This window comes from Variovorax sp. Root473 (genome assembly GCF_001426505.1).
Classification (GTDB): domain Bacteria; phylum Pseudomonadota; class Gammaproteobacteria; order Burkholderiales; family Burkholderiaceae_C; genus Variovorax.
This window is the reverse complement of record NZ_LMEV01000016.1, coordinates 143,355-169,783: the sequence shown is the minus strand read 5'-3', so window position 1 is coordinate 169,783 and position 26,429 is coordinate 143,355. Positions and strand designations below refer to the sequence as shown.

26 protein-coding genes are annotated in these 26,429 nt (G+C 70.0%); 2 read left to right on the top strand and 24 right to left on the bottom strand.

Annotated features, from left to right (window positions below; all coding sequences use genetic code 11):
• Positions 1 to 7 precede the first annotated feature (7 nt).
• Entirely contained in the window at positions 8 to 400 is a 393-nt protein-coding gene (locus tag ASD34_RS12110; protein ID WP_056577642.1) for a VOC family protein, read from the top strand.
• Positions 401 to 437: 37 nt separating this feature from the next.
• Here the strand turns inward: ASD34_RS12110 and ASD34_RS12105 are convergent, their stop codons facing one another.
• From ASD34_RS12105 to badH, 17 genes are all read right to left on the bottom strand, one after another.
• The gene (locus tag ASD34_RS12105) at positions 438 to 1,472 is read right to left on the bottom strand and encodes a phosphotransferase family protein (protein ID WP_056577640.1); all 1,035 of its coding nucleotides are present in this window, start codon (positions 1,470 to 1,472) and stop codon (positions 438 to 440) included.
• Positions 1,469 to 2,278, bottom strand: a complete 810-nt coding sequence (locus tag ASD34_RS12100) for an enoyl-CoA hydratase-related protein (RefSeq protein ID WP_056577638.1) — start codon at positions 2,276 to 2,278, stop codon at positions 1,469 to 1,471. Before ASD34_RS12100 ends, ASD34_RS12105 begins: the two co-directional genes overlap by 4 nt.
• Before the next feature lie 37 nt (positions 2,279 to 2,315).
• A complete protein-coding gene (locus ASD34_RS12095; protein WP_056577637.1) occupies positions 2,316 to 3,539 on the bottom strand; it encodes an ABC transporter substrate-binding protein in 1,224 nt (407 codons plus the stop codon).
• A 38-nt stretch (positions 3,540 to 3,577) separates the two neighbouring features.
• Positions 3,578 to 4,873 carry an acyl-CoA dehydrogenase family protein gene (locus ASD34_RS12090; RefSeq protein WP_056577635.1) on the bottom strand — a complete coding sequence of 432 codons (1,296 nt, stop codon included), beginning with the start codon at positions 4,871 to 4,873 and terminating at the stop codon, positions 3,578 to 3,580.
• 3 nt (positions 4,874 to 4,876) lie between these two features.
• Positions 4,877 to 5,254, bottom strand: a complete 378-nt coding sequence (locus tag ASD34_RS12085; RefSeq protein ID WP_056577633.1) for a DUF6285 domain-containing protein — start codon at positions 5,252 to 5,254, stop codon at positions 4,877 to 4,879.
• Positions 5,254 to 6,270, bottom strand: a complete 1,017-nt coding sequence (locus ASD34_RS12080; protein WP_235510041.1) for a phosphotransferase family protein — start codon at positions 6,268 to 6,270, stop codon at positions 5,254 to 5,256. Before ASD34_RS12080 ends, ASD34_RS12085 begins: the two co-directional genes overlap by 1 nt.
• Positions 6,260 to 7,252, bottom strand: a complete 993-nt coding sequence (locus tag ASD34_RS12075) for a branched-chain amino acid ABC transporter permease (RefSeq protein WP_056577631.1) — start codon at positions 7,250 to 7,252, stop codon at positions 6,260 to 6,262. Before ASD34_RS12075 ends, ASD34_RS12080 begins: the two co-directional genes overlap by 11 nt.
• 40 nt (positions 7,253 to 7,292) lie before the next feature.
• Positions 7,293 to 8,165 carry a branched-chain amino acid ABC transporter permease gene (locus ASD34_RS12070; protein WP_056577629.1) on the bottom strand — a complete coding sequence of 291 codons (873 nt, stop codon included), beginning with the start codon at positions 8,163 to 8,165 and terminating at the stop codon, positions 7,293 to 7,295.
• A 13-nt stretch (positions 8,166 to 8,178) separates the two neighbouring features.
• Positions 8,179 to 8,898: an ABC transporter ATP-binding protein gene (locus tag ASD34_RS12065; RefSeq protein WP_056577628.1), complete on the bottom strand. Its 720-nt coding sequence runs from the start codon at positions 8,896 to 8,898 to the stop codon at positions 8,179 to 8,181.
• On the bottom strand, positions 8,895 to 9,710 hold the full coding sequence (locus ASD34_RS12060; RefSeq protein WP_056577626.1) for an ABC transporter ATP-binding protein: 816 nt from the start codon (positions 9,708 to 9,710) through the stop codon (positions 8,895 to 8,897). The genes ASD34_RS12065 and ASD34_RS12060 overlap by 4 nt, the downstream gene beginning before the upstream one ends.
• 94 nt (positions 9,711 to 9,804) lie before the next feature.
• Complete coding sequence (locus ASD34_RS12055; protein WP_056577624.1) at positions 9,805 to 10,983, bottom strand: acetyl-CoA C-acetyltransferase; 1,179 nt, start codon at positions 10,981 to 10,983, stop codon at positions 9,805 to 9,807.
• A gap of 117 nt (positions 10,984 to 11,100) precedes the next feature.
• Positions 11,101 to 11,883 (bottom strand): enoyl-CoA hydratase-related protein, encoded by a 783-nt coding sequence (locus ASD34_RS12050; protein WP_056577621.1) that lies wholly within the window; start codon positions 11,881 to 11,883, stop codon positions 11,101 to 11,103.
• A 4-nt stretch (positions 11,884 to 11,887) separates the two neighbouring features.
• Positions 11,888 to 12,907 carry a Bug family tripartite tricarboxylate transporter substrate binding protein gene (locus ASD34_RS12045; protein WP_082548590.1) on the bottom strand — a complete coding sequence of 340 codons (1,020 nt, stop codon included), beginning with the start codon at positions 12,905 to 12,907 and terminating at the stop codon, positions 11,888 to 11,890.
• A gap of 40 nt (positions 12,908 to 12,947) precedes the next feature.
• Positions 12,948 to 14,621: a cyclohexanecarboxylate-CoA ligase gene (gene aliA, locus ASD34_RS12040; RefSeq protein ID WP_056577618.1), complete on the bottom strand. Its 1,674-nt coding sequence runs from the start codon at positions 14,619 to 14,621 to the stop codon at positions 12,948 to 12,950.
• Between the two features lie 48 nt (positions 14,622 to 14,669).
• On the bottom strand, positions 14,670 to 15,821 hold the full coding sequence (aliB, locus tag ASD34_RS12035) for a cyclohexanecarboxyl-CoA dehydrogenase (RefSeq protein ID WP_056577614.1): 1,152 nt from the start codon (positions 15,819 to 15,821) through the stop codon (positions 14,670 to 14,672).
• Positions 15,822 to 15,841: 20 nt separating this feature from the next.
• Positions 15,842 to 16,636 (bottom strand): 2-ketocyclohexanecarboxyl-CoA hydrolase, encoded by a 795-nt coding sequence (gene badI, locus ASD34_RS12030; protein WP_056577611.1) that lies wholly within the window; start codon positions 16,634 to 16,636, stop codon positions 15,842 to 15,844.
• Between the two features lie 33 nt (positions 16,637 to 16,669).
• Positions 16,670 to 17,437: a 2-hydroxycyclohexanecarboxyl-CoA dehydrogenase gene (badH, locus tag ASD34_RS12025; RefSeq protein WP_056577609.1), complete on the bottom strand. Its 768-nt coding sequence runs from the start codon at positions 17,435 to 17,437 to the stop codon at positions 16,670 to 16,672.
• A gap of 171 nt (positions 17,438 to 17,608) precedes the next feature.
• On the opposite strand from badH, the gene ASD34_RS12020 reads away from it, so the two are divergent.
• Positions 17,609 to 18,082, top strand: a complete 474-nt coding sequence (locus ASD34_RS12020; protein WP_200937575.1) for a MarR family winged helix-turn-helix transcriptional regulator — start codon at positions 17,609 to 17,611, stop codon at positions 18,080 to 18,082.
• 21 nt (positions 18,083 to 18,103) lie between these two features.
• Here ASD34_RS12020 and ASD34_RS12015 read toward each other — a convergent pair whose 3' ends face one another.
• The 7 genes from ASD34_RS12015 to ASD34_RS11985 form a co-directional block, all read right to left on the bottom strand.
• Positions 18,104 to 19,261, bottom strand: a complete 1,158-nt coding sequence (locus ASD34_RS12015; protein ID WP_056577605.1) for an acyl-CoA dehydrogenase family protein — start codon at positions 19,259 to 19,261, stop codon at positions 18,104 to 18,106.
• Positions 19,262 to 19,435: 174 nt separating this feature from the next.
• Positions 19,436 to 20,218 carry an SDR family NAD(P)-dependent oxidoreductase gene (locus ASD34_RS12010; RefSeq protein ID WP_056577603.1) on the bottom strand — a complete coding sequence of 261 codons (783 nt, stop codon included), beginning with the start codon at positions 20,216 to 20,218 and terminating at the stop codon, positions 19,436 to 19,438.
• 51 nt (positions 20,219 to 20,269) lie between these two features.
• Positions 20,270 to 22,420: a fatty acid oxidation complex subunit alpha FadB gene (gene fadB / locus ASD34_RS12005; protein WP_056577601.1), complete on the bottom strand. Its 2,151-nt coding sequence runs from the start codon at positions 22,418 to 22,420 to the stop codon at positions 20,270 to 20,272.
• A gap of 89 nt (positions 22,421 to 22,509) precedes the next feature.
• Positions 22,510 to 22,926, bottom strand: coding sequence for an EthD domain-containing protein (locus ASD34_RS12000; RefSeq protein WP_056577597.1), 417 nt, complete (start codon positions 22,924 to 22,926; stop codon positions 22,510 to 22,512).
• Positions 22,923 to 23,750, bottom strand: a complete 828-nt coding sequence (locus ASD34_RS11995) for an acyl-CoA thioesterase (protein ID WP_056577594.1) — start codon at positions 23,748 to 23,750, stop codon at positions 22,923 to 22,925. The genes ASD34_RS12000 and ASD34_RS11995 overlap by 4 nt, the downstream gene beginning before the upstream one ends.
• Complete coding sequence (locus tag ASD34_RS11990; RefSeq protein ID WP_056577592.1) at positions 23,747 to 25,159, bottom strand: enoyl-CoA hydratase-related protein; 1,413 nt, start codon at positions 25,157 to 25,159, stop codon at positions 23,747 to 23,749. The genes ASD34_RS11995 and ASD34_RS11990 overlap by 4 nt, the downstream gene beginning before the upstream one ends.
• Before the next feature lie 27 nt (positions 25,160 to 25,186).
• On the bottom strand, positions 25,187 to 26,395 hold the full coding sequence (locus ASD34_RS11985; protein WP_056577587.1) for an acetyl-CoA C-acetyltransferase: 1,209 nt from the start codon (positions 26,393 to 26,395) through the stop codon (positions 25,187 to 25,189).
• Between the last annotated feature and the right edge of the window lie 34 nt (positions 26,396 to 26,429).

Genomic DNA, 26,429 nt, shown 5'->3' with positions numbered 1-26,429 from the left:
TTCGCCCATGAAACTCGGCTACACCATCGTCTACGTTCCGGACGTTGCCCAATCGCTGAAGTTCTTCAAACAAGCTTTTGGCCTGCCCACGCGCTTCCTGCACGAATCGGGCACTTACGGCGAGGTCGAAACCGGCGAGACCACGTTGGCCTTCGCTGCGCATGCGCTCGGCGATTCCAACTTTCCAGGCGGGCATGTCGCCGCCTCGGAGTCCGCGCAACCGCTGGGCATGGAGCTGGGCCTCGTGACGCCCGACGTGCCGGCCGCGCACGGCCGCGCGCTCGCGGCCGGCGCCACGCAGCTTGCGGCGCCGGTGACCAAGCCCTGGGGGCAAGTCGTCTCGTACGTGCGCTGCCCCGACGGCACGCTGGTGGAGCTGTGCTCGCCCATCGGCGGCTGACGGGCGCCCTGCCCTGCACCAGTCGGTTCGCTACCGGCTAGTCGATCAACGCCACCGCCCGCCGCGCAAACCCTGCGGCCTGGGCGCCCACCTGCAGCGCATCCTTCGCCGCAGCGCTGCCGCTCTTCGCGCGCGCCGCGATGCCTTCGAGGATGACGGCGAAGCGGAACAGCGAGAACGCCAGGTGGAAGTTCGTCACCGGTTCGTCGCAGCCGCCGGCCTGCTGGTAGTGGGCGATGTACTCGGCTTGCGTGGGAATGCCTTCGGCCGCGAGGTCGATGCCCTGCATGCCTTCGAATTCCTCTGCGCCGGTGTGCCAGGCCATGCAGTTGTAGGCCACGTCGGCCAGTGGGTGGCCCAGGGTGGACAGCTCCCAGTCGAGCACGGCGATCACGCGCGGCTCGGTGGGGTGGAACATGAGGTTGCCGAAGCGGAAGTCGCCGTGGGCAATGGTGGTCTGGTCGCCCGGCGGCAAGTTGGCGGGCAGCCAGGCGATGAGGCGGTCGATGTTGGCGTCTTCGCGGGTGCGCGAGGCTTCCCATTGCCGCGTCCAGCGCGCGATCTGGCGCTGGAAGAAGTTGCCGGGGCGGCCGTAGTCGGTGAGGCCAACGGCGGCAAGGTCGACCGCGTGCAGGCGCGCCAGGGTTTCGGCCATGGCGAAGTAGTACGCGCGGCGCTCGGCGGGCGCGATGCCGGGCAGCGCGTAGTTCGACAGCACGCGGCCTTCGAGCTTTTCCATGACGTAAAAGGGCGTGCCCACCACGGCGCGGTCGTCGCAGTACAGCACGGTGCGCGGCACGGGCACGTCAGTGGCGGCCAGTGCACGCAGCACGCGGTATTCGCGATCGACCGCATGCGCCGAAGGCAGCAGTTCGCCGGGCGGCTGCTTGCGCAGCACCAAGGCGCAGTTATCAAAGTCGACGAAGAAGGTGGAGTTCGACTGTCCGCCGCCGATGCGCGCCAGGCGCATCGGGCCTTCGAGATCGGGCAACGCGCTGCGCAAGTGGCGCTGCAGGCGGTCGACGTCGAACTCGATACCGGCCGCAGCCGTGGAACCTGCAGCCGCGCTCATGGCCGACGGAACACGGGCTCGCGTTTCTCCATGAAAGCCTTCACGCCTTCGGCGAAGTCGGGGCGGTCGATCAGCTCGCGCTGGCGCTCGGCCTCGTGGCGCATCTGGCCAACGAGCGACTGGCTCGCGGCCGATTCGTACACGGCGCGGATTTCGTGCGCCGCATGCGCCGGAAGGCGCGCGAGCCGCTGTGCGACGGCGACGGCCTGGGCGCGCAGTTCGGCGTCGTCCACGCAGGCCCACACGAGGCCCCATTGCGCGGCCTGCTCGCCCGACAAGCGCTCGCCGAGCAGCGACATGCCAATGGCGCGCGCGCGGCCCACGAGCCGTTCGAGGAACCACGTGGTGCCCAGGTCAGGCACGATGCCCAGGCGCGGCATGAAGGGCAGATAGAAATACGCGGAGCGCGCCACCAGCACGACGTCGGCGGCCAGCGCCACGCCCACGCCCGCGCCCGCAGCGGGGCCATTGATGGCGCTCACCACGGGGAAGGGCATGCTGCGCAGGTCTTCGATGAGGCGGTTCGACATTGCCTCCATCGCGTCGGCCGTGCGCTGGCCCAGGCTGCCGGGCGCGCTGGCGTCCATGCTGCCGAGGTCGGCGCCCACGCAGAACGACTTGCCGACGCCGGTGAGCACCACGGCGCGCACCTCGCCTTCGTCGCGCAGCTGTGCGAGCTTCTGGCGCAAGGCCTGCTGCAGCGGTTGGGTGAGCGGGTTGAGGCGCCTGGGGATGTTGAAGCTGAGGATGGCGACATCGCCGTCGCGCTCGTACAGAAGGGGGTCCTGGTCGTCAGGTTGGCTCATGGGTGGGCTCCGAAGGGCGTGGGTAGGCAAAGGGGGTTCACTTCATGTTCAGCGCGGGCCCGACCGGGTCGAGGTCCACGCCGTTGAAGCGCACGGGTTGCATCGACGCGTAGGCGTGCAGGTCGGCGGCCGAATTGGCCATGGCCACGCCGGGCAGCAGCATCGAGATGCGCGGGCTCTTGAGGGTGCTGGCGGCCACGCGCACGCTGTCGCGCGTGGGGTTGGCGCCGGCTTCGCGCAGCACATGGGCCATGAGCTGCGCCACGATGTAGCCCGACACGCCGCTGCCGTTGCTCGGGTCGACGCCGCTGGCGTGGGTCTTGAGCAGCTCGAGGTACTCGAGCACCTCGGGGTCGCGGCTCCAGCGCGGGCTCATGGGCTCCTTGTAGACGGCGAGCGCGACCACGCCCCTGGCCTTGTCGGCGCCCGCGGGCTCGAAGGCCATCTTGATGGAGGCGGCGGCAAAGTTGAGATAGCGGTCGGGCGTCCAGCCCACGTCGGCGACCTTGCGGATGGCCTGTGCGGCGGTGCGCGCGGTGGCGGCCATCACGAGCACGTCGGCGCCCGACGACTTGAGCTGCACCACCTGCGAGTCGACGGTGGGATCGGTCACCTCGAAGGTGGCCTGCGCGACGATCTTCGCCTTGCCCTGCTTCGACAGGCCTTCCTGCAGGCCCTTGAGCACTTCGCGGCCGAGGTCGTCGTTCTGCATGAGCACGGCGATCTTCGCGTCAGGCCGGTTCTCGATGATGTGGCGCGCGAACACACGGCCCTCGCCCTGGTAGCTGCCGAGGAAGGGCACGGTCCACGGGTACTTGCCGGCATCGTCGAACTGCGAGGCGCCCGACTGCACGAACAGCTGCGGCACTTTCTTGGCGTTCATGTAGCGCTGGATCGCCATGTTGGGCGCGGTGCCCAGGTTGCCGAAGATGGCGAGCACCTGGTCTTCCTCGACGAGGCGGCGCGCCACCTCGACGGTCTTGGGCGGCGAGTACTGGTCGTCGTAGATCAGCAGGCGCACCTTGCGCCCGTGGATGCCGCCCTGCTCGTTGAGCTTCTTGAAGTAGGCCTCGGCCACCTTGCCGACCACCGAGTAGCCCGACACGGGCCCCGACAACGGCATGGGCATGCCCAGCACGATCTCGGCGTCGCTCACGCCGGCTTCGGCCTTCTTCTGCGCCAGCGCGGGCAGGGCCGCGCACAGCGCGGCGGCGGCGCCGGCAGCCAGGGCGGCGCGACGGGGAATCATCGAATGAACCATCTCGTGTCTCCTTCTTTCTTGCTGGGAAAACGATGCGCTCAAGCGGCTGTGGAAGCGGCCGTGCGGTTCGGCCCCATGTAGCCGAAGAGGTGCCCCGCCACCTTGCGCATCTGGATCTCTTCGGAGCCCTCGGTGATGCGGTAGCGGCGGTGGTGGCGGTAGATGTGTTCGAAGGGCTTGTGGCGCGAATAGCCGATGCCGCCGTGCACCTGCATCGCGCGGTCGGCGGCCTCGCACACCAGGCGGTTGGCCCAGTAGTTGCACATCGAGACCTTGTCGGACAGCTGCTTCTCGACCTGCGGCTTGGGCATCTGGTCCATCTGCCACGCGGTCTTGCGGATCAACAGGCGCAGCATCTCGACCTGCGTGGCCAGCTCGACCAGCGGAAACTGGATGCCCTGGTTGCGCGCCAGCTCCTCGCCAAAGGGCTTGCGCTCGCGCGCGTACCTGACGCTCTCGCGCACGCAGTAGTCGGCCGCGCCCAGGCTCGACGCGGCCTGGCGGATGCGGTTCTCGTGCACGAAGTGCTGGGCAATGGCCAGGCCGCCATCGAGCGGGCCGAGCACGGCGTCTTCGGGCACCCACACGTTCGTGAAGCTCACGCGCGGGTGATCGGTGGGCATGTTGAAGGTCCAGAGGTACTCCTCGATCTTCACGCCCTCGGCCTTCGCGGGCACGAGCAAGGCGCTGATGCCGCGCGCGTCGCCGTCGCGCCCATTTGTGCGCGCGAACAGCACGCAGTGCGTGGCGGTGTGCATGCCGGTGGTCCACATCTTTTCGCCGTCAATGCGAAAACCGGCGCGACCATGGCGCGCCTCGGACACGGCGCGGGTTGCCATGTGGGTGGCGTCGGAGCCGTGCTGCGGTTCGGTGAGGCCGAAGGTCAGGCGCACGCGCTCGTCGAGCATGCCCTGGATGAGTTCGTCGCATTGCGCGGGCGAGCCGAAGTCGCGAATGGCGAGCACGAAGGGGTTGTTGGCGACGATCGAATGCTCGTTCTGCAGGTCGTTGTGCAGGCCCAGGCCGCGCGCGGCAAAGTGCTCGCGGATCACGGCCATCCAGAGGTTGCTGCCGTCGCGCCCGCCGAACGCGGCGGGCAGCCCGAAGCGCAGGTGGCCCGCGCGGTCGGCGCGGTGGCGCGCCTCGGCCAGCAGCGCTTCCCACTCGGGCCGCGGCAGGCCGCCGTTCTCGAAGTCGGTGCGGGCCCATTCGCGGCGGTGGTCGAAGAAGCGCTCGTTGTCGTCCTGCGCCTGCAGCGGTGCGATCTCGCGGTCGATGAAGGCGTCGAGTTCGGCGAGGTAGTCGACGAGGTCGCGGGGCAGGTCGAAGTCCATGGCTCAGTCTTCTTTCTTCTTCGTGCCGGCGGCATAACCGGGCTGGTCGATGGCGAGCTTGTCGCGCGTGGTCTGGCGCAGGTGGTCGAACAGGCCGGGGGTGGCGGCGTCGAGTTCGCCCGAGGCGATGCGGGTGCAGAGCAGGCGGTTGGCGTCGGGCAGGTCGGTCGGTGCACCAGGGCCCAGCAGTGCGTGCAGGCGCGCCCGTTCACCGGCCTGCGCGACAGGGCCGAGCTGCACTTCGCGTCGCACGATGTCGAGCGTGTTCGCGGCCACGCGCGCGTGGAACGCGACCTGCCCTTCGGTGCCCGGCACCACCTGCTCGCGCAGGAAGGCGGCGACGGCCTCCAGCAGCTCGGCGATGTCGGGGTGGTCCTGCATCAAGCGACCTCTTCTTCGGGGGCGAGCAGCGCCAGCAGATCGGATTCGGCCTCCGACGCGCGCCGACCGATGGCCGCCTTCTCCACATCGCGCTCGCGGCCGCTGAGCCAGGCATGCACCATGGCTTCGCAGACGATGCCCCACTTGAGCGTGCCCAGCACCTGCCACCAGCGCACGCGCACGGCATCGACCTGCCCGCCTTCGGCCGTGTAGCCCTCGAACAGCTGCTCGCGCGTGCCGAAGCCGCCCACGGGCAGCGCGCCGTGGCCGAAGCGCCAGGAGCGCACGCACATCCAGCCGAGGTCTTCCATCGGATCGCCGAAGTGTGCGAGCTCCCAGTCGAGCACGGCGCGCAGGCCCTGCTCGCCGACCATCAGGTTGCCGTTGCGAAAGTCGCCGTGCACGAGCACCGGCGCGGGCACGTCGGCCGGCGCGTTTGCGCGCAGCCAGCGGAACGCGAGTTCGAACACGGGGCGCGCGGTGCCGTGGCTGCGGTGCAGGCCGATCTGGAAATCGAGCTCCGCGCGTGCGGCGGCCGTGCGCAGCGGCGGCAGGCCGTGTGCGGGCAGGCGGTGGATGCGCGCCATGGCGGCGCCGCACTGGCGCGCCAGCACGCGGCGCGCGGCGGCCAGGCGTTCGTCGCGCACGATGCGGCGGCCCAGGGTTTCGCCCTCGATGCGGTCCATGACGAAGCCTTCGCCGAGCCCGTCGACCGGCTGCAGCACATGGCGCACGCCGGGCACGGGCACGCCACCGGCGCGTGCGGCTTCGATGAGCTGCGCTTCCGCAGCGAGGCCCGCGGTGCCCAGGGCGCGTGCGCCGCTGGCATCGGCCGCGCGGCGCAGCACCAGCGGCCGAGCCTGGCCCGCGTCGCCCGTCGTCACATCGAAAGCCCAGGTCTGCTGGCTGGCGCCGCCCGAGAGCCTGCGCACGGCCTGCACTGTGCGGCCGTCGGGCACGAGTTGCCCGGCCAGCCGCTGCAGTGCGTTCGCGATCAGTACCGCGTCATCGTGCACGGGCGAAGCGTGCCTGGAGCTTGCGCAGCAGCCCGACCACGCCGCCGGGCATCGCGAACATGAAGGCGATCAGCACCACGCCGTACACCGCCCAGGGCGCGGCCTTGGAGACCTTCTCGGCCAGCGAGGGCACGAACATGATGAAGATGGCGCCGAAGATCGCGCCGTACAGCGTGCCCACGCCGCCCACCACGATGCCCACGAGCAGCGAGATCGACAGGAAGAGCGTGAACGAATCGGGCGCGACGAACTGCACCGCGATGGCCGACAGCGCGCCGCCCACGCCGGTGTACGCGGCCGAGACGCCGAAGGTCATGGCCTTGTAGTGGCTGTTGTCCACGCCCATCGCCTCCGAGGCCATGGCGTGGTCGCGGATGGCGCGCATCGCCCGGCCGCTGCCGCTTTGCAGCAAGTTGTGCGCGATGAAGAACATCACGACCGCCACGAACAGCGAGAACAGGTACAGCCACTGGTCTTCGTTCAGCGGCAGGCCGAAGGGCGCGGCGGGCTTCATGAGCACGATGCCCTGCACGCCGCCGGTCCAGGCTTCGAGGTGCTTGTACTTGAGCAGCTGCGGCATCGCCACGCCGAGCGCGAAGGTGGCGAGCGCGAGGTACAGCCCTTCGAGCTTGAGCGCGGGCCGCCCAAAGAGGTAGCCGACGATCAGGCACACCACGGCCGCCGCCGGCACCGTGAGCCAGTACGGCACGCCCGCGTGCTCCATGAGGATGCCGGTGGTGTAGGCGCCAATCGCATAGAAGGCGCCGTGGCCCAGCGAGATCTGGCCGTTGTAGCCCGTGAGGATGTTCAGGCCCAGCAGCGCAATGGCGTACGAGATCACCATGGTCGCCTGGAACAGCTGGTAGCCGCGCGCGACGAAGGTGATGCCGATGCACAGCAGGATCAGCAGGCCGACCCACATCAGCGGAGAGCGCGAGGACTTGGCGGCGCGTGCGTTGGCTGCGCCGGCGAGCGGTGCCATGGCGGTCGGCAGGGAAGAGGCTTGGGGGGAGTTCATGCGATCAGACCCGGGTGACGAGTTTTCGGCCCATGAGGCCGGAGGGCTTGACGATGAGCACGCCGACGATCAGCACCAGCGCGACCGACAGCTTGAGTTCGGTGCCCACCACGTAGGTGCCGATGAGGTTCTCGAGCACGCCGACGATGAAGCCGCCGAGCACCGCGCCCACGGGGCTGTCGATGCCGCCGATGAGCGCACCGGCAAAGGCGTAGAGCAGCACGCCGGTCATCATGTGCGGGTCGAGGAAGACCACGGGCGCGACCATCATCCCGGCCACCGCACCGATGGCGCCGGCCAGGCCCCAGCCGAGCATCAGCATGCGCCCGACGTTGATGCCCACCAGCCGCGACGAGGCCGCGTTCTGCGCCGCGGCGCGCATCGCCAGACCCAGCGGCGTGAAGCGAAAGAACGCGAACAGCAGCAGCACCACCAGCAGCGTGACGCCGATGGCGCCCATCTCGTGCGCCGACATCATGGCGCTGCCGAACCACGCGTCCGACGGGAACGGGCTCGGAAACTGCTTGATGGTGTAGCCGAAGAGCCAGCCCGCGAGGCTGTGGAAGATCACCAGGAGGCCGATGAACACCACCACCACCGACAGCGCCGGCTTGTCGTGCATGGGCCTGATGACGGTGAACTCCACCACGGCCGCGAGCACGAAGGACAAGGCCACGGTCGCGACGAAGGCGGCCCAGTACGGCAGGCCGGCCTGCATGAGGCTCCAGGCGATGAAGGTCGAGAACATCGCCATCTCGCCCTGCGCGAAGTTGATGTGGTGCGTGGCCTGGTAGATCATCACCAGCGCCAGCGCAACGCTGGCGTAGATGCCGCCGGTGGCCAGGCCCGCCAGCAGTTGGTGCAGGAATGCATTCATGGGTGGGGCACCTTCAATTGCCTAGATAAGCCTTGCGCACGGCATCGTTGCTGCGGATCTCGGCCGACGGGCCTGAGAGCACGATGCGGCCGGTTTCCAGCAGGTAGGCCGAATCGGCGAGGTCGAGCGCGAGCCTGGCGTTCTGCTCCACGAGCAGGATCGACACGCGCTCTTCCTTGTTGATGCGCCGCATGATCGAAAAGATGTCGCGCACGATGAGCGGCGCGAGTCCGAAGGACGGCTCGTCGAGCAGCAGCAGGCGCGGCTTGCCCATGAGCGCGCGGCCGATGGCGAGCATCTGCTGCTCGCCGCCCGACAGCGTGCCGGCTTGCTGGCCGCGCCGTTCGCGCAGGCGCGGGAAGTAGTCGAACACGCGCGCCATGTCGGCCTCGATGCCTTCGCGACTGGCGCGCGCGTAGGCACCCAGCCGCAGGTTCTCCTCGGTCGTGAGGCCCAGGAAGGTGCCGCGCCCGTCGGGCACGTGCCCCACGCCGGCCTTGGCGATCTGCTCGGTGGAGCGGCCGTCGATGCGCTGGCCGGCCAGCATGATGCGGCCCTCGGTGCTCACCATCATCTGGCACAGCGCGCGCAGCGTGGTGGTCTTGCCCGCACCGTTGGCGCCCAGCAGCGCGACGACCTGGCCCGTGGGGATGTCGAGGTCGATGCCTTGCAGCACGCGCGTGGGGCCATACGCGGCATGCAAGCCCCGCACTTCAAGAATGTTGGTCGTCATGCCATGGCCTCCGCGTCCTCTTCCTCGCCCAGGTAGGCGCGGATCACCTCGGGGTGCGCGCGCACCTCGGCCGGCGTGCCCTCGGCGATCTTCTTGCCGAAGTTCAGCGCCACCACCTTGTCCGACACGCCCATCACCAGGCTCATGTGGTGCTCCACCAGCAGCACCGTCACGTTCAGGCGATCGCGGATGTCGCGGATCAGCGTGCCCAGGCTTTCGAGTTCCTCGTGGTTCAAGCCGCAGGCCGGCTCGTCGAGCAGCAACAGCTGCGGCTCGGCCGCGAGCGCGCGCGCCAGCTCCACGCGCTTCTGCGTACCGAACGGCAGATCGGCCACTTCGCGGTCGGCCACGGCATCGAGGTCGAGGAAGTGGATCAGCTGGTCGGCCCGCGCACGCGCCTGCGATTCGATGGCCGCCACGCCGGGCAGCCGGAAGGCGTTGCGCAGGAAGCCCGCGTGGTGCTTGCTGTGGCAGCCCACCAGCACGTTGTCGCGCACGGTCATCGTGCGAAACAGCGCCAGGTTCTGGAAGGTGCGCCCGATGCCCAGGCCCGCCATGCGGTGGCGCGGCAGGCGCGTGAGCGGATGGCCGTCGAACTCGATGCGGCCGGCGCTGCATTCGTACAGGCGCGAGAGACAGTTGAACAGCGTGCTCTTGCCCGCCCCGTTCGGTCCGATGAGGCCGCAGATCTGGCCGCGCCGCACATCGAACGAGACGCCGTCGAGCGCCACGATGCCGCCGAAGCGCACCGACACCGCGTCGATGCGCAACAGGGGGGTGTTCTTGTCTCCGCGATCGGTGTCATGAATCATGCGTCGATCTCTTTTTGTGAGGGAACGGAAAAGGTCAGCGCCGCCCCCGCGGGCGCTGCCAGGTGGGCGGCGCAAAAAGGCCGCCCGGGCTTCGTCAGAGCCGCTCGATGATGGTCACGTTGGCCATGCCGCCGCCTTCGCACATGGTCTGCAGGCCGTAGCGCTTGCCGCGCTGGCCCAGGGCGTTCACCAGCGTGGTCATCAGCTTGGTGCCCGAGGCGCCCAGCGGGTGGCCCAGCGCGATGGCGCCGCCGTTCACGTTGATGCGGGCCGGGTCGGCGCCCAGCGCCTTCAGCCACGCGATCGGCACGGGCGCGAAGGCTTCGTTGACTTCGTACAGGTCGATGTCCTCGATCTTCATGCCGGCCTTCTGCAGCGCGCGCTGCGTGGCGGGCAGCGGGGCCTCGAGCATGATGACCGGGTCGTGGCCCAGCACGCTCATGTGGTGGATGCGCGCCAGCGGCTTCACGCCCAGTGTCTTCAGGCCGCGCTCGTTCACGACCATGAGGCCGCTGGCGCCGTCGCAGATCTGGCTGGCGGTGGCCGCCGTGCAGCGGCCGCCCTCGGCGATCAGCTTGACGCCGGCGATGCTCTCCAGCGTGGCGTCGTAGCGGATGCCTTCGTCGGTGGTGTGCAGCTCGCCGGTCTCGGTGCCGTCGGCCATGCGCACGGCCACGGGCACGATCTCGCGCTCGAAGTGGCCGGCCTGGGTGGCGGCAATCGCGCGGTGATGGCTTTCAAGTGCGTAGCGGTCGAGCGCGTCTTTCTCGATGCCGTAGTTGCGCGCGATCATCTCGGCGCCGGTGAACTGGCTGAACTGGATGCCGGGGTAGCGCTTTTCCATGCCGGGGCTCACGTAGAAGCCCAGGTTGTTCTTCAGCGGCAGCGTGGTGGGCAGGCCCATGGGCACGCGGCTCATGCTCTCGACGCCGGCGGCGATGACGATGTCCATCGTGCCCGACATCACGGCCTGCGCCGCGAAGTGCAGCGCCTGCTGCGACGAGCCGCACTGGCGGTCGACCGAGGTGGCGGGCACCGACTCGGGCAGGCGCGAGGCCAGCACCGCGTTGCGCGCCACGTTGGAGGCCTGCTCGCCGGCTTGGCCGACGCAGCCCATGATGACGTCCTCGATCAGGGCGGGGTCGGCGTCGGTGCGCTCCACGAGGGCGTTGAGCACCTGGGCGGCCAGGTCGGCCGGGTGCCATCCGGCGAGGCGGCCGTTGCGGCGGCCTCCGGCGGTGCGCGCGGCGGCGACGATATAGGCTTCGGGCATGTGAAATCTCCGGTGATGGGTTCGGTTCGACAGTCCAGCGCATTGTTGGCGCCGCGCCGCCGCACAGCGTCGTCGGAACCGACGATTTTGGGCGCCATGCCGTGCGCCCTCGCCGCCTCAGCGGTGCCCGAATACCGGCGGGCGCCGCGCCAGGAAGGCCTGCAGGCCTTCGCGCGCATCCTCGGTGGCAAAGCGCGCATGCAACTGGCGCCGCTCGAACAGGATGCCCTCGGACAGCGACGATTCCCACGCCCGGTTGACGGACTCCTTGATCGCCATCAGCGCCGGCAGCGAGTAGCCGGCGATGCGCGTGGCCAATGCCAGGGCCTCGGGCATGAGCGCCTCGGACGCGACCACGCGCGACACCAGCCCGTAGCGGTCGGCCTCGGCCGCGTCGAGCACGCGCGCGGCCAGGCACATTTCCATCGCCTTGGCCTTGCCGATGGCGCGCGGCAGGCGCTGGGTGCCGCCGGCGCCCGGCAGCATGGCGAGCTTGATCTCGGGCAGCGCGAAGCGCGCCGACTCGGCCGCCAGCACGATGTCGCAGGCCAGCGCCAGCTCGCAGCCGCCGCCGTAGGCAAAGCCCGCCACTGCGGCGATCACCGGCTTGCGCACGCGGCGGATGGTCTCCCAGTTGCGGGTGATGAAATCGTCGCGCACCACGTCGACGTAGCCCCAGTCGACCATCGCCGCGATGTCGGCGCCTGCGGCGAAGGCGGTGTCGCCGCCGGTGACGACGATGGCGCCGATGTCCGCGTCGGCATCGAAGGCCAGCAGCGCGGCGCCCAGGGCGTCCATGAGCGCGTCGTCGAGTGCATTGAGCTGGCGCGGGCGGTTCAGGGTGACCACGCCGACGCGGCCGTCGACCTGGGTGAGCACGGGGGCGTCGGGCGTGGTCATGAACTCAATCCACCACGATCTTCTGGCGCGAGATGAGTGCCGACAGCGTGGCGCCCTCGTCGGCCAGCAGCTTGCGGAACTCCGGCGTGCTCATGGCGACGGGCTCGGCACCGAGGTCGCCGTAGCGCGACTTCACGCTCGGCAGCGCCAGCGCCTTGGCCAGCTCGGCGTTCATGCGCGCCAGTACCTCGGGCGGCGTGCCGTTGGGCGCCCACATGCCGAACCAGATGTCGAGGTTGGCGCCGGGGAAGCCCTGCTCGCCCACGGTGGGCACCTCGGGGAAGAACGGCGAGCGCTTGGCGCTCACGATGCCCAGCAGCTTCGCCTTGCCCGCGCGGATGTGCTGGAAGGCGATGCCGGGGTCGCAGACGAAGTCGGCCTGGCCGGAGAGAACATCTTGCAGGGCCGGCGCGGCGCCGCGGTAGGGCACGTGCGTGATCTGCGTGCCGGTGGCCTGCTTGAACAGCTCGCAGGCCAGGTGCGGCGGCGTGCCAGCGCCGGCCGAGGCGTACGAGAGCGTGCCGGGCTTGGCCCGTGCCAGCGTGACCAGCTCGCGCACATCCTTCGCAGGCAGCTGCGGCTTGGCGACGAGGTACATCTGCGTGCGCCCCACGGTGGCCACCGGCGTGAGGTCGCGCGAGGGCAGCAGGCTCGCCTTGAAGAGCGAGGGGTTCGCCGTCTCGACCGAGGTCGGCGCGATGAGGAAGGTATGGCCGTCGGGCACGGCGCGCACCACCTCGGCGGCCGAGATGTTGCCACTGGCGCCGGGCTTGTTGTCGATCAGCACGGTCTGGCCGAGCGACTCCGACAGCGACTGCGCGAGGATGCGCGCCATCACGTCGGTGCTGCCGCCGGGCGCGAAGCCGACGACCACGCGGATGGGCTTGGACGGCCACGCGCCAGCGGGTGTGGTTGCAGGCGCCTGGGCCCAGGCTGCGTGGCAGGCGATGGCCAGGCCACCGAACGCGGCCACGGCGCGGCCCAGCCGCCGGCCCACGCCGGCGGCGAATTGCTTCTTTTCCATGAGTTGTCTCCGTTGCTTCTAGGGGGTGTCGGCAGGGCACTCAGGCGGCCGGGGCGCCCGATTCATCCGCGCGCATCAGTTCGTCGCGCAGCTTGAATTTCTGGATCTTTCCGGAGGGCGTGGACGGCATCGTCTCGCGCACGATCAGCCGCTCCGGGATGTACTGCAGCGCCACCTTCTCGGCCTTGAGGAACGCGACGATCGACGGCAGGTCGACCTGCCGCCCGGGCCTGGGCACCACCACCGCGCAGGCGCGCTCGCCCAGGCGCTCGTCGGGGTAGGCAACAACCGCGGCCATCGCGATGTCGGGATGCCGGTACAGCAGCGACTCGACCTCGACCACCGGGATGTTCTCGCCACCGCGAATGATCACGTCCTTCGTGCGCCCGGCGATGCGCACGTAGCCGCGCTCGTCGATGCGCGCGAGGTCGCCGGTGTCGAACCAATCGGCCGCGTCGGTGCCGTTGAGCTGCGGGCGCTTCAGGTAGCCGCCGAAGTTGGAGCAGGCGCGCAGCAGCAGCTTGCCGACCTCGCCCGCCGGCAGCGCCAGGCCATCGACGTCGACCACCTTGAGCTCCACGCCGGGCAGCGGGCAGCCGTCGGTGTGGATGGAACGCTCGTCGTCGTCGTCCAGCCGCGTGAGCGTGACGGCGCCGTTCTCGGTCATGCCCCAGGCCGACACGATCTTGGCGCCCAGCGCCTGGCGCGCCTGCTCGACCAGCGCGCCCGGAATGGGCGCACCGGCGCAGAGAAAGGCGCGCAGCGTGGGCACCGCCGTGCCCGACTCGGCCACGGTCTTCGACAGGTCGGAGAGAAAGGGCGTGGACGCCATGGTGAAGCTCACGCCCTCTGCGTTGATCAACGCGATGGCCTGCTTCGGCTCCCAGATGTCCTGCAGCACGACCGAGGCCTGCAGCAGGATCGGCATCATGAGCCCGTACATGAAGCCGGTCTGGTGTGCCATGGGCGAGGCCATGAGCACCACGTCGTCAGCGCCCAGGCCCAGGCGCTGCGCGTAAGGCACGATGTTGGCCATGGTGGTGTTGGCCGAGTGCATCACGCCCTTGGGCTCGCCGGTGGTGCCCGAGGTGTAGATGAGCTGGGTCACGTCGTCGGGGCCGGGCCGGTGCTGCTGCAAGATGTGCGCGGCATCGGGTGCCTGCTCCCAGGCGGGGCCGGCCAGCAGCGCTTCGAAGCTGTTCGCGCCGCTGCCGCCGACCACCACCACCTGTGCCAGGTCGGGCAGGCCGGCCTGCAGGTCCGTGGCCATCTGCGCGAAGTCGAAGCCCCGGAAGCGCGCCGGCACGATCAGCACCTTGGCCGCGCCGTGCCGCAGCATGAACGACAGCTCGCGCTCGCGAAAGATGTGCATCAGCGGGTTCATCACCGCGCCGATGCGCGAGCAGGCCAGGTAGGTCAGCGTGAACTCCCACCAGTTGGGCAGCTGGCAGGCCACCACGTCGTTGCGCCCCACGCCCAGCCGCGCCAGCCCGACGGCGATGCGGTCGGCCATGCGGCCCAGCTCGCGGTAGGTGAAGCGCACGGTGGCGGCCTCGCCTTCCCCGTCCTTCACGCGCACCGCGGTGAGCGCCACCTTGTCGGGGCTGGCGGCCATGCAGGCGTCGAGCGCATCGTTGATGGTGCGGTCGTGCCACAGGCCCTGGGCCACCATGCGCGCGCGGCGCGGGGGCAGCAGTACGGCGTCGAATTCCATGATGTCGTGTCTCCTCTTGTTGTGCGAACCGGAAAGCCAGGGATGCGACTACGCGGGCACCGCCGAGCGCCCCGCACGCGTGCGGGCGACGATGGTCTTCATGATCTGGGCCGTGCCGTCGCCGATCTGGAAGCCCAGCACGTCGCGCAGGCGCTGCTCCATCGGCCCACGGTCGTAGCCGCCGTGGCCGAACATCAGAAGGCACTGGTGGATGGCGTCGTAGGCCAGCTTGGGGCCCCACCACTTGCACATGGCGGCCTCGGCGGTGTGCGGCGCGCCCTTGTCCTTGAGCCACAGGGTCTGCAGGCACAGCAGGCGCGCGGCTTCGATCTGCGTGTCGAAGTCGGCCAGCGGATGCGACACGCCCTGGAACGCCGACAGCGGCTTGCCGAAGGCCTCGCGCTGCGCGACGTACTCCCAGGTTTCTTCCAGCGCCACGCGCGCCACCGCCAGCACCTGCAGGCCGATGAGCGCACGCGAGAAGTCGAAGCCCTGCATCACCTGCACGAAGCCTTTGTTTTCCTCGCCGAGGCGGTGGTCGACCGGCACGCGCACGTTCTCGAAGAACAGCGAGCCGCGCCCGATGGCGCGCTGGCCATGGCAGTCGAAGCGGTTGCGCGTAACGCCGGGCAGGTCCATCGGCACCAGCAGCGCGGTCACGCCGTGGGCCGCCGATTCGATGCTGCCCGTGCGGCCGAACACCACGGCGGCGTCGGCCTGGTCGGCGGCGGAGATCGAGGTCTTCTCGCCGTTGAGCACGTAGTGGTCGCCCACGCGCTCCACGCGCAGGCGCAGGTTGGCGGCATCGGAGCCGCCGCGCGGCTCGGTGAGCGCAATGGCGAACAGCGCCTCGCCCTGCGTGAGCCTGGCCAGCCACGGCGCCACCACCTCGGGCCGGCCGTGCTCGCACAGGATCTGCCCGTTGAGCGAGGCCAGCAGGTTGATGTAGCTCAGGCTCAGGTCGGCGCGGGCGATCTCTTCGTGGATCACGCCGGCCGCCAGGCAGCCCAGGCCCTGGCCGCCGTGGGCCTCGGGCAGCTCGGGCGCGATGAAGCCCATCTCGCCCATCTCGCGCATGAGCGCGCGGTCGAGCACGCGGGTGGCGTCGCGCTCCAGGAAGCCGGGGGCCACGCGCCCGGCGGCGAAGCGGCGCGCATGCTCGGCCAGCGTGGCGAGGTCGTCGTCGATGTACGGGTTCATCGCTGTCTCCTCGGCTGCGCTTACTTCGCGTACTTTCGGAAGTCGGGCTTGCGCCGTTCCGTCAGGGCCGCGACGCCCTCGCGCGACTCTTCGGTGTCGTAGTACAGCTTGAGCGCGTACATGCCCAGGCCCGCGATGCCGGCCTGGTGCGCGGTGTCGGCGTTGAAACTGCGCTTGGCAATGGCCAGCGCGGTGGGGCTGCGCTCGCAGATTTCCTCGGCCCACTTCTGCACCTCGGCGTCGAGCTGGTCGTGCGGCACTACCGCGTTGGCCAGGCCCATGGCGACGGCTTCGGCGCCGCTGTAGCGGCGGTTCAGGTACCAGATCTCGCGCGCTTTCTTCTCGCCGACCACGCGGGCCAGGAAGGCAGTGCCATAGCCCGGATCCACCGAGCCCATCTTCGGGCCGACCTGGCCGAACACGGCCTTCTCGGAAGCGATGGTCAGGTCGCAGATGGTGCACAGCACGTTGCCGCCGCCGATGGCGAAACCCTGCACGCGCGCGATCACCGGCTTGGGCACGTTGCGGATGGCGTCGTGCAGCTCTTCCATCGGCAGGCCGATGGTGCCGCGCCCGTCGTAGTTGCCGTTGTGGGCCGACTGGTCACCGCCCGTGCAGAAGGCCTTCTCGCCGGCACCGGCCAGCACGATGGCGCCCACCTCGCGGTCGTAGCCTGCGCGGTTGAGCGCGCGGATGATCTCGTCGCAGGTCTGGCCGCGGAAGGCGTTCATCTTCTCGGGGCGGTTGATGGTGATCCACGCAACGCGGTTGCGCACGTCGTAGAGGATGTCTTCGAAGTCGGTGGCGGTGGTCATGGTGTGTGTGCTCTGGTGAATGCGAATGAGGGGTCAGCCGTTCATCGTCAGGCCGCCCGAGACGCTGAGCACCTGGCCCGTCACGAAGGCCGCGTCGTCGCTGGCGAAGAAAAGAATGGCGCCGGGCAGGTCGTTCGGCTGGCCGATGCGGCCCAGCGGAATGGAGCGCGTGAAGGCCTCCATCAGCTTCTCGGGATTGCCCGCGCCTTCCTTGTATTCGGCGAACAGCGCCGTGTCGGTCGGGCCGGGGCACACCACGTTCACGGTGATGCCGTGGCGTGCGTGCTCTCGCGCGATGGTCTTGGAGAAGGCCACGAGCCCGCCCTTGCAGGCCGCGTACACCGCCTCGCCCGAGGAGCCCACGCGCGCTGCGTCGGACGCGATGTTGACGATGCGCCCCGCCTTGCGCGCGGCCATGCCGGGCAGCACGGCGTGGTGCATGTGCAGCGCGCCGGTGAGGTTGATGGCGATGAGCTTGTCCCACTGCGCGGGCTCGGTCTTGGTGAAGGGCTTGAACACGTCCCAGCCGGCGTTGTTGACCAGCACGTCGACCGGGCCGAAGCGCTCCACCACGGCGGCCACGGCCGCGTCGACGCCGGGGCGGTCGGTGATGTCGCAGCGGAAGGCTTGCGCCTGGCCGCCGTCGGCGCGGATCTGCGCGGCCACCGCTTCGGCGGCCTCGAGGTTCATGTCGAACACCGCCACGCGGGCGCCGTCCTGGGCGAAACGGCGGCTGGTGGCGCCGCCGATGCCGCCACCGCCGCCGGTGACGATCACTGTCTTGTCCTGAAATCGCTGCATCTGGTTCTCCTGGGGTGCGAGGGCTTGCTATATCGTTGGGCCGTTGGGCGCCGCTTTTGAGACATTTACGTAAATACGTTGACGTATTATTGAATGCCTCCGTGGTGTCGTGCAAGCCTTTCCGAAAGAAAAAACATGTCAAACACTAGTGAAAACACCGACACAGCACGCATGGCGCTGGCCAACCGGGTGTTCTTCCGCCTCTATCAATGCGCAAACATGTTGCATAAAACCGGCAGCCGCGCGGTCGAGGCCGAGGGCCTGACGACGCAGCAGTGGGCCGTGCTCGGCGCGCTGTCGCGCGACGAGGCCGAGGGGGGCATGAGCGTGGGGGACCTGGCGCGCTACCTGAAGGTCAGCCGCCAGAACCTGTCGGGCCTGGTCAGCCGCATGGAGCGCGACGGGCATGTGACGACCGCGCCCGACAGCCGCGACCGGCGGTCACGGCTGGTCACGATGACCGGGTCGGGGCAACACGTCTGGAAGGTGGAGGCGCAGCCGAAGATCTACGCCTACTACGAGCAGGTGCTCGACGGGTTCTCGGTGAACGACGTCACGCACACCCTGCACTACCTGCTGAAGCTGCTCGACAACATGCAGCGGGTGGACGATGTGCAGGGGGGAGCGGAAGAGCCGGCGGAATGACGCCGGCCCCCGCGGCCTGAATCAGGCCTTGGCCAACCGCTTGGCCATGCTCCAACGATGGACCTCAGAGGGGCCGTCGTAGATCCGGAAGGCCCGCATGTCGCGGAAGATGCGCGCAGCCACGGTCTCGTCCGACACGCCGCTGGCGCCGAGGATCTGCACCGAGCGGTCGACCACGCGCCACTCGGCCTCCGAGCACAGCACCTTGGCCACGCTCGACTCGTGCCGGCCCTTGCCGCCCTGGTCGAGCACCCACGCGCAATGCCAGATGGTCAGGCGCGAGACGTGCAGGTCCATGTCGTTGTCGGCCAGCATGAAGCCCACGCCCTCGTGCTCCACCAGCGCATGGCCGAAGGCCTGTCGGCGGCGGGCGTAGTCGGTGGCGAGTTCGTGCACGCGGCGCGCGGCGCCGAGCCAGCGCATGCAGTGCGTGAGGCGCGCGGGCGCCAGCCGCACCTGCGCGTAGCGAAAGCCCTCGCCGATGGCGCCCAGCACGTCGGCGGCCGGCACGCGCAGGCCGTCGAAGCGCACCACGCCGTGGCCGCCGGTGAAGCAGCTGTCGAGTGCGTCGATCTGCCGCTCGATCACGATCTCGGGCTGGTCCATGTCGGCCAGGAACATGGTCGACGAACCGTCTTCCATGCGCGCCATGATGATCGCGAAGCCCGCGCCGGTGGCGCCCGTGATGAACCACTTGCGCCCGGTGATCACGTAATGGTCGCCGTCGCGCACCGCCACGGTCTGCATCATCGACGGGTCGGAGCCGGCACCGGGCGGCGGCTCGGTCATGCAGAAGCACGAGCGCACGTGGCCGTCGATGAGCGGCTGCAGCCAGCGCGCCTTCTGCGCCGGCGTGGCCACCACCTCCATCAGGTGCACGTTGCCTTCGTCGGGCGCGTGGATGTTGAGCGCCACCGGGCCGAGCGGCGAGTAGCCCGCCTCCTCGAACACGATCGCCTTGTCGATGTGCGACAGGCCGAGCCCGCCGTGTGCCTTCGACGCATGCGGCGTGAGCAAACCCGCGCGGCGGGCGCGCGCCACCAGCTCGTCGCGCAGCGCTTCGGCAGGGCCGTGGGAGTCCTGCCGGGGGTCGGACTCGAGCGGAATCACCTCCTCGGCGATGAAGCGGCGCGTTCGCTCCTGGAGGTCGATCTGGGCCGGGGTGAGGCTGAAGTCCATGGGGAGCACTCCTTCTTTCTCTCAGTGGATTCAATGAAGACAATGCGGCGCATGGTGCCGAGGCGGGCGCGGGTTTCCAGTCGTGCGCGGGACAAGGCCGCCGGATTCGTCCGTTCGGACGATGCTGCGCCGCGGCCTGCGCCCAACACCGACCGCCGCCCCCGTGCCCTGGCGTCAGCGCGGCGCCATCCGGATCGCGCCGTCCAGCCGCACGCTCTCGCCGTTGAAGTAGCCGTTGGTGATCATCAGTTCGGCCAGCGTCGCGTACTCGGCCGGGTTGCCCAGGCGCTTGGGGAAGGGCACCGACGCAGCCAATGCGGCCTTCACGTTGTCGGGCGCGCCCTGCAGCAGCGGCGTGTTGAAGATGCCCGGCAGGATGGTGTTCACGCGGATGCCCTCGCCCATGAGATCGCGCGCAATGGGCAGCGTCATGCCGACGATCCCGGCCTTCGAGGCGGTGTAGGCGGCCTGGCCCATCTGGCCGTCCTGCGCCGCGACCGAGGCGGTGTTGACGATGGCGCCGCGCTCGCCGTCTTCCAGCGCGTCGAGCGTGAGCATGCCGGCCGCCGACTTGGCGATGCAGCGGAAGGTGCCCACGAGGTTGATCTGGATGATGCGGTCGAAGTTGGCGAGCGGAAAGTGCTTGATCTCGCCCGAGGCCTTGTCGCGGCTCGCGGTCTTCACCGCATTGCCGGTGCCGGCGCAGTTGACCAGCACGCGCTCCTGGCCGTGCGCGGCGCGCGCCTTGGCGAAGGCCGCGTCGACCTGCTCTTCCGACGTGACGTCGACCTTGCAGAACACGCCACCCAGTTCCTTGGCCAGGGCCTCGCCCTGGGCCTCGTTGAGGTCGAACAGCGCGACCTTCACGCCGTGGCTGGCCAGGCGGCGCGCGGTGGCGGCCCCGAGGCCCGAGGCACCGCCCGTGACGACGGCGGCAATGCTGGAATCGAGTTGCATCTCTTGTTGTCCTTGAGTAGAGAGAGAAGAAGAAAAGGAAAACGCTGCCGTTCAGACCGGGTAGTAGCGCAGCTTGCGCGCCGCCATCTCGCGCATGCGCGCCGTGGGTGCATACGGCGCGCCGAGCGCGGCATGTTTGTCGCACAGCGCCACCAAGCGGTCCAGCCCCAGCCAGTCGGCGTACTTGAGCGCGCCGCCCGCATAGGCCGGAAAGCCCACGCCCAGCAGCAGCGCCATGTCGAGCTCGGCCGGCGTGGCGACCACGCCGTCTTCGAGCGCGTGCGCGGCCTCGACGACCATCGGCAGCATCATGCGTTCGACGATCTCCGCGTCCGCGAAGTCGCGCCGCCCTTGGGGCTGCAGCGTGGCGACCAGCGCATGCGCCTCGGGCGCGGCCGACTTGCGCGGGCGGCCCGTGGGGTCGTTCTCGTAGCGGTAGAAACCGGCGCCGTTCTTCTGGCCATAGCGTTTGGCGGCCACCATGGCCTTCACGGCGTTGCGATCGATCGTCGGCATGCGCTGCGGGTAGCCCGCGGCGATCACGTCGCCCACGTGCGAGCCGACGTCCATGCCCACCACGTCCTGCAGGTAGGCCGGGCCCATGGGCCAGCCGAAGGCTTCCATCGCGCGGTCGACGGCTTCGAAGTCGGCACCATCGGCCACCAGCTGCACGAAGGCGTTGATATACGGCGTGAGGATGCGGTTGACCAGGAAGCCCGGGCAGTCCTTCACCACGATGGGCGTCTTGCCCATGGCCACGGCGTAGCCCACGGCGGTGGACACGGCGGCGTTGCTGGTCTTCGCGCCCTGGATCACTTCCACCAGTTGCATCACCGGCACGGGGTTGAAGAAGTGCATGCCGACGAAATCTTCAGGTCGCGCGAGCGGCTGGGCGATGTCGTCGATGCGCAGGCTCGACGTGTTCGAAGCGATCACGGTGCCGGGCTTCACGCTGCGCTCCAGCGCGGCCAGCACCTTGCGCTTGACCTCGAGGTTCTCGACCACGGCCTCGACCACGCAGTCCACCGCGTCGAAGCCGGTCTCGTCGAGCTGCGGCACGATCGACGCTTGAATGGCATCAGCCTTGGCCTGCGCGAGCCGGCCGTTCTTCACCTGCTTGGCGAGCTGCTTGCCGGCCTCGGCCATGCCCAGGTCGAGCTGCGGCTGCGCGATGTCCTTCATGCGCACCGGCGTGCCGCGCAGCGCGCTGGTGTAGGCGATGCCGCCGCCCATGATGCCGGCGCCGAGCACGGCCGCCTGCTTCACCGGACGGCCTTCGCGCGCGTGGCGCTTGTAGAGCTTCTTGAGCGCCTGGTCGTTGAGGAAGGCCTGCACCAGAGAGGCCGCAGCCTGCGTCTTCGCGACGCGGCCGAAGGCGGCCGATTCGAGATCGAGCGCGCCGGCGCGGTCGCGCCCCGCCGCCTCCGCCATCATTTCGAGCGCGATGACGGCCGCGGGCTGGTGCCTGCCGCTGCGCGCCGCCACCTGCGTGCGCGCGGCCTCGACCAGCGCGCCAGCCTCCTGCGCCGACAGCGCGACGGGCGCGCGCTTGCGCTGCTGCGCCGATTGCCAATCGATCTCGCCGCGCACCGCGCGCTGCAGCAGCGCGAGCGCGCGTTCGCGCAAGGCGTCGGCGCCGGTGACCTCGTCGACCACGCCCGCCGCCAATGCAGCCGGCGCCTTGGCAGGCTTGCCGTTCGCCACCCAGTCGATGGCCGTGGCCAGACCCGCCAGGCGCGACAGCCGCACCGTGCCGCCGAAGCCCGGGAACAGGCCCAGCTTCACCTCGGGCACACCGACCTGGGCCGCGTCGGCCATCACGCGCAGCGGCGCGAGCATCGCCAGTTCCAGAACGCCGCCGAGCGCGAAGCCGTTGATGGCGACCACGCTGGGCACCTTCAGGTCTTCGAAGGCATTGAACAGCTCGTTGCTGGCACGCACGCCGCTTGCGATCTGTGCCTCTTCCTGCTGGAAGGTCGCACCGAACTCGGTGATGTCGGCACCGACGATGAACACGTCCTTCGCGCTCGTCACCAGCACGCCGCGCACCTCGGGCGAGGTCGCGATGCGTTCGGTGGCCTGACGGAACTCGTCGACGGTGCGCGCGTCGAGCTTGTTGATGGCCTCGCCGCCCCGGTCGAAGCGCAGTTCCACCAGCCCGTCCTGCAACGGCAGGACTTCGATACTTTCGCCTTGGAACAAAGGGGGTCTCCTCGCGGCCGGCGACGCGCCAGCCTGTGGGAAAAAGTTTAGGGATGCGCCCTGCGCGCAGGCATCGTCCGAAGCGACGATTACAGGCGGCCGCGCGCCTGCAGGTAGTCGCGCACCGCCTCGGCGGCGGGGTCGCCGACCACGGCGAACTCGTCGGTGAAGAAGATCGGCGAAGCGGCCAGGTCGATGAAGCGGCGCTCGTCCGCGAGCAGCTCGGCGCTCGCGCGGCGGGCCTCCTCGCGCCGTGCGCCGGTGCGCGCTTCGAGGCTGTCCCACCACAGCTCGGCCACGCCGTCGAAGGGCGCGGGGCTGCCGCGCGGCACGGCCAGCGGCTGCACGAGCGCATCGTCGAGCGTGTGCGACTGCACGTAGCGGCGCAGGCCCAGCACCTCGGCACGCTCGGCGACGAGCGGCGCATGCACATGCCGCCAGTGGTGCTGGAAAGCCTCGCGGCTCAGGTGCGGCAGCCGCCGCAGACAGAAGACGAGCTTGATCATCGGCGCACCCGAATCAGCCCTTCCTGCGCGACCGAGGCGACGAGCCGGCCGGCGCGGTCGAACAGCGCGCCACGGCAGAAACCGCGCGCATGCTCGGCCGAGGGCGAGTCGGCGTCGTACAGCAGCCAGTCGTCGCAGCGGAAATCGCGGTGGAACCACATCGCGTGGTCCAGGCTCACGCCCTGCACGCCGGGCTGGTGAAAGGCCAGGCCGTGCGGCTGCATCGCGACACCCATGAAGCTGTAGTCGGAGGCATAGGCCAGCATCGCCTGGTGCAGCAGCGGATCGTCGGGCAGCACGTCGGCCGTGCGCAGCCAGAGCTGGCTCTGCGGCGGACGTGGCCCGGCCGTGACCGGATCGCGCGGATCGACGTAGCGGAACTCGATGGGCCCTTCGACGCGCACGCGAGGTCCGGCACGCGGCGTGAGTTCTTCGGGCGGCGGCGCCTCGGGCATCGCGCACTGGTGCGACACCCCCTCCTCGCGCCGGTGGAACGAGGCCGACATGTGGAAGATCGGCTCGCCATGCTGGATGGCGACCACGCGCCGCGTGGTGAAGCTCGCACCGTCGCGGATGCGGTCGACGTCGTAGACGATGGGCGCGGCCTTGTCGCCCGCGCGCAGGAAGTAGCCGTGCAGCGAATGCGCCGCATGCCCATCGACCGTGCGCGCCGCCGCCATCAGCGCCTGCCCGAGCACCTGGCCGCCGAACACGGCGGGCGCGCCGATGTCGGTGCTGATGCCGCGGAACAGGTTCTTCTCGAGCTGCTCGAGCTGCAGCTGGGCGACCAGCGACTGCAGCGCCTGCGCGCGGCCTGGGCTCACGCGGCCTGCTCCGTGAGATAGAACGAGGTGTTCGATTGCGCGCGCTGGCGCAACGCGACCGTGGGCTTGAAGCGCTCGCCGTGGTGCGCCGCGAGTGCATCGCAGCGCGCGACGAAAGCTGGGAGACCGACGGTCTCGATGTACGAGAGCGTGCCGCCAGTCCAGTCGGGGTAGCCCAACGCGAGCACCGCGCCAAGATCGGCTTCGACTGGCTGCGTCACCACGCCCTCTTCAAGGCAGCGCGCCGCTTCGAGCGCGAGCAGTGACAGCAGGCGTTCGCCCACGGCGCGTGCGTCGGGTTGCGGTGCGGTGGCTTGCTCCGCCGTGGCATCGGCGGTCAGCGGGCTTTCGGCCAGCCCGGCCTGCCGCGCGGCATTGGCGATCAGCGCGGGCGATACGCCTTCATTCAGCAAAACCTGCCCTTCGCTGCGGTACAGCTGCCGCAGCCGGTCGACATACGCAGCATTGACCGCGCTCAAGTCGCCCCTGCGCCGAAGCGCCGCCCCCCGGTTCACGAACAGCGTGCGCATCAGGTTGCGCGCCACCGGGCCGGCCAGCAAGGGACCGAAGCACTGCGCCTCGACCGCCAGGCCCGCGTCCATCGGCAGCTGCGTGCCTTCGTACACCGCCGACAGGATGGCCAGCGGTGCCGGCAGGTTGTCGTGCGTGTCGCGCCGCACCTGGGCCAGCGTGGCACCGAAGCTCGCACCCGCATGCGGCGCCAGTGCGCCTGCGCCGCCCGGCACCCGGAAGCCCTTCACGTCCCACGGCTGCTGGCCGGCGTCGGGATGGTCGAGCACCCAGCGACGGGCCACGGCCACGAGCCGGTCGGCCGGCGCGAGCGCATCGACCATGCCGAGCGACAACGCCTCGGCCGGCGCCACATGCCGGCCCGACAGCAGCAGCGGCAGCGCGCGCGCAATGCCGACGAGGCGCGGCAGCCGCTGCGTGCCGCCGCCCACGGGCAGCAGGCCGACCGTGACTTCGGGCAGCCCGACCACGGCGCGCGGATCGTCGAGCAGCACGCGGTGATGGCAGGCCAGCGCGAGCTCGAAGCCGCCGCCCAGCGCCACGCCGTTGATCGCCACGGCCACCGGCTTGCCGCAGCGCTCCAGTTCGCGCAGCGCGCGCCCGCCGGGCGCGATGGCCTCGGCGGCATCGACCGCGCTGCCGCCGGTCGCATGGAAATCCACGAGGTCCTTGAGGTCGGCCCCGGCCATGAAGCCACTGGCCTTGCCCGAGGTGACGACCGCACCACGCACGTCGGCGCGCTGCGCGATCTGCGCCACGGCCGCGCGCAGGTCGTCCGTGAAGCCGGGCGTGAACACGTTCATCGGCCGGCCGGGCACGTCGAGGATGAGGAGCGCGACGCCGTCGGCATCGACCTCGAATCGGATGTTGGAATGCATGAGAAAGAACTTGAGGAGAAGACGCGCTCAGACGCGCTCGATCACCAGCGCGGTCGACTGTCCCGCGGCAGCGCACAGCGTGACCAGACCCAGGCCCGCGTCGCGCCGCTCCAGCTCGTCGAGCAGCGTGCCCGTGAGGATCGCGCCGGTCGCGCCCAGCGGATGGCCCAGCGCGATGGCCCCGCCGTTCACGTTGATGCGCGCGGGGTCGATGTCGAAGTGCCGCGCATAGCGCATCGGCACCACCGAGAAGGCCTCGTTCACTTCGAACAGGTCGATGTCGCCGATGGCCAGGCCGCAGCGCGCCAGCAGGCGCTCGGTGGCGGGCATCGGGCCGCCCAGGCTCAGCAGCGGCTCGTCGGCGCGCGAGGCGCTGCCGACGATGCGCGCGCGCGGCACGAGGCCGTTGCGCGTGCCGTAGTCGCGGTTGCCCAGCAGCACCGCGCAGGCGCCGTCGACGATGCCGCTCGAATTGCCGCCCGTGTGGATCGGCGCGATGTGCGACAGCTGCGGGTAGCGCTGCAGCAATATCGCTTCGTAGCCCTGCCCGGCCACGCCGGCGAACGCGGGCTTGAGCTTGGCCAGGTCGGCCATCGTGGTGCCGGGGCGGTTGGCCTCGTCCTTCGCGAGCACGGTGCGGCCGAGCCGGTCGCGCACCGGCACGAGCGAGCGGTCGAAGCGGCCCTCGGCCTGCGCCACGGCGGCGCGGCGCTGGCTTTCCACGGCGTAGGCATCGACCGCCTCGCGGTCCACGCCGTCGAGCATGGCCATGAGGTCGGCCGCCACGCCGTTGGGAATGTAGGGGTAGCGCTGGCCCACGGCCGGGTCGGTGTAGACCGCGCCGCCGTCGCTGCCGATGGTCACGCGCGACATCGACTCCACGCCGCCGCCGATCACCGCGTCGGCCTGGCCCGAGGCCACGAGGCCGAAGCCCATCTTGAGCGTGTCGAGCGCCGAGGTGCAGAAGCGGTTGAGCTGGAAGCCGACCACGCTGTCGCCGTAGCCCGCCGACAGCAGCGCGACGCGCGCGATGTCGGCGCCCTGCTCGCCCACGGGCATCACCACGCCCAGGCCCACGTCCTCGATCTGCGTGGGGTCGAGCGCATGGCGTTCGCGCAGCGCCTGCAGCACCTGCGTGGCCAGTTGCACCGGCGTGATGGGATGCAGCGCACCGTCGGCGCGCCCCTTGCCGCGCGGCGTGCGCACGTGGTCGTAGATGAAGACGTCGTGGGTCATGGGCAGGGCGTTGCCCGGGTGCGCAAGGCCACCG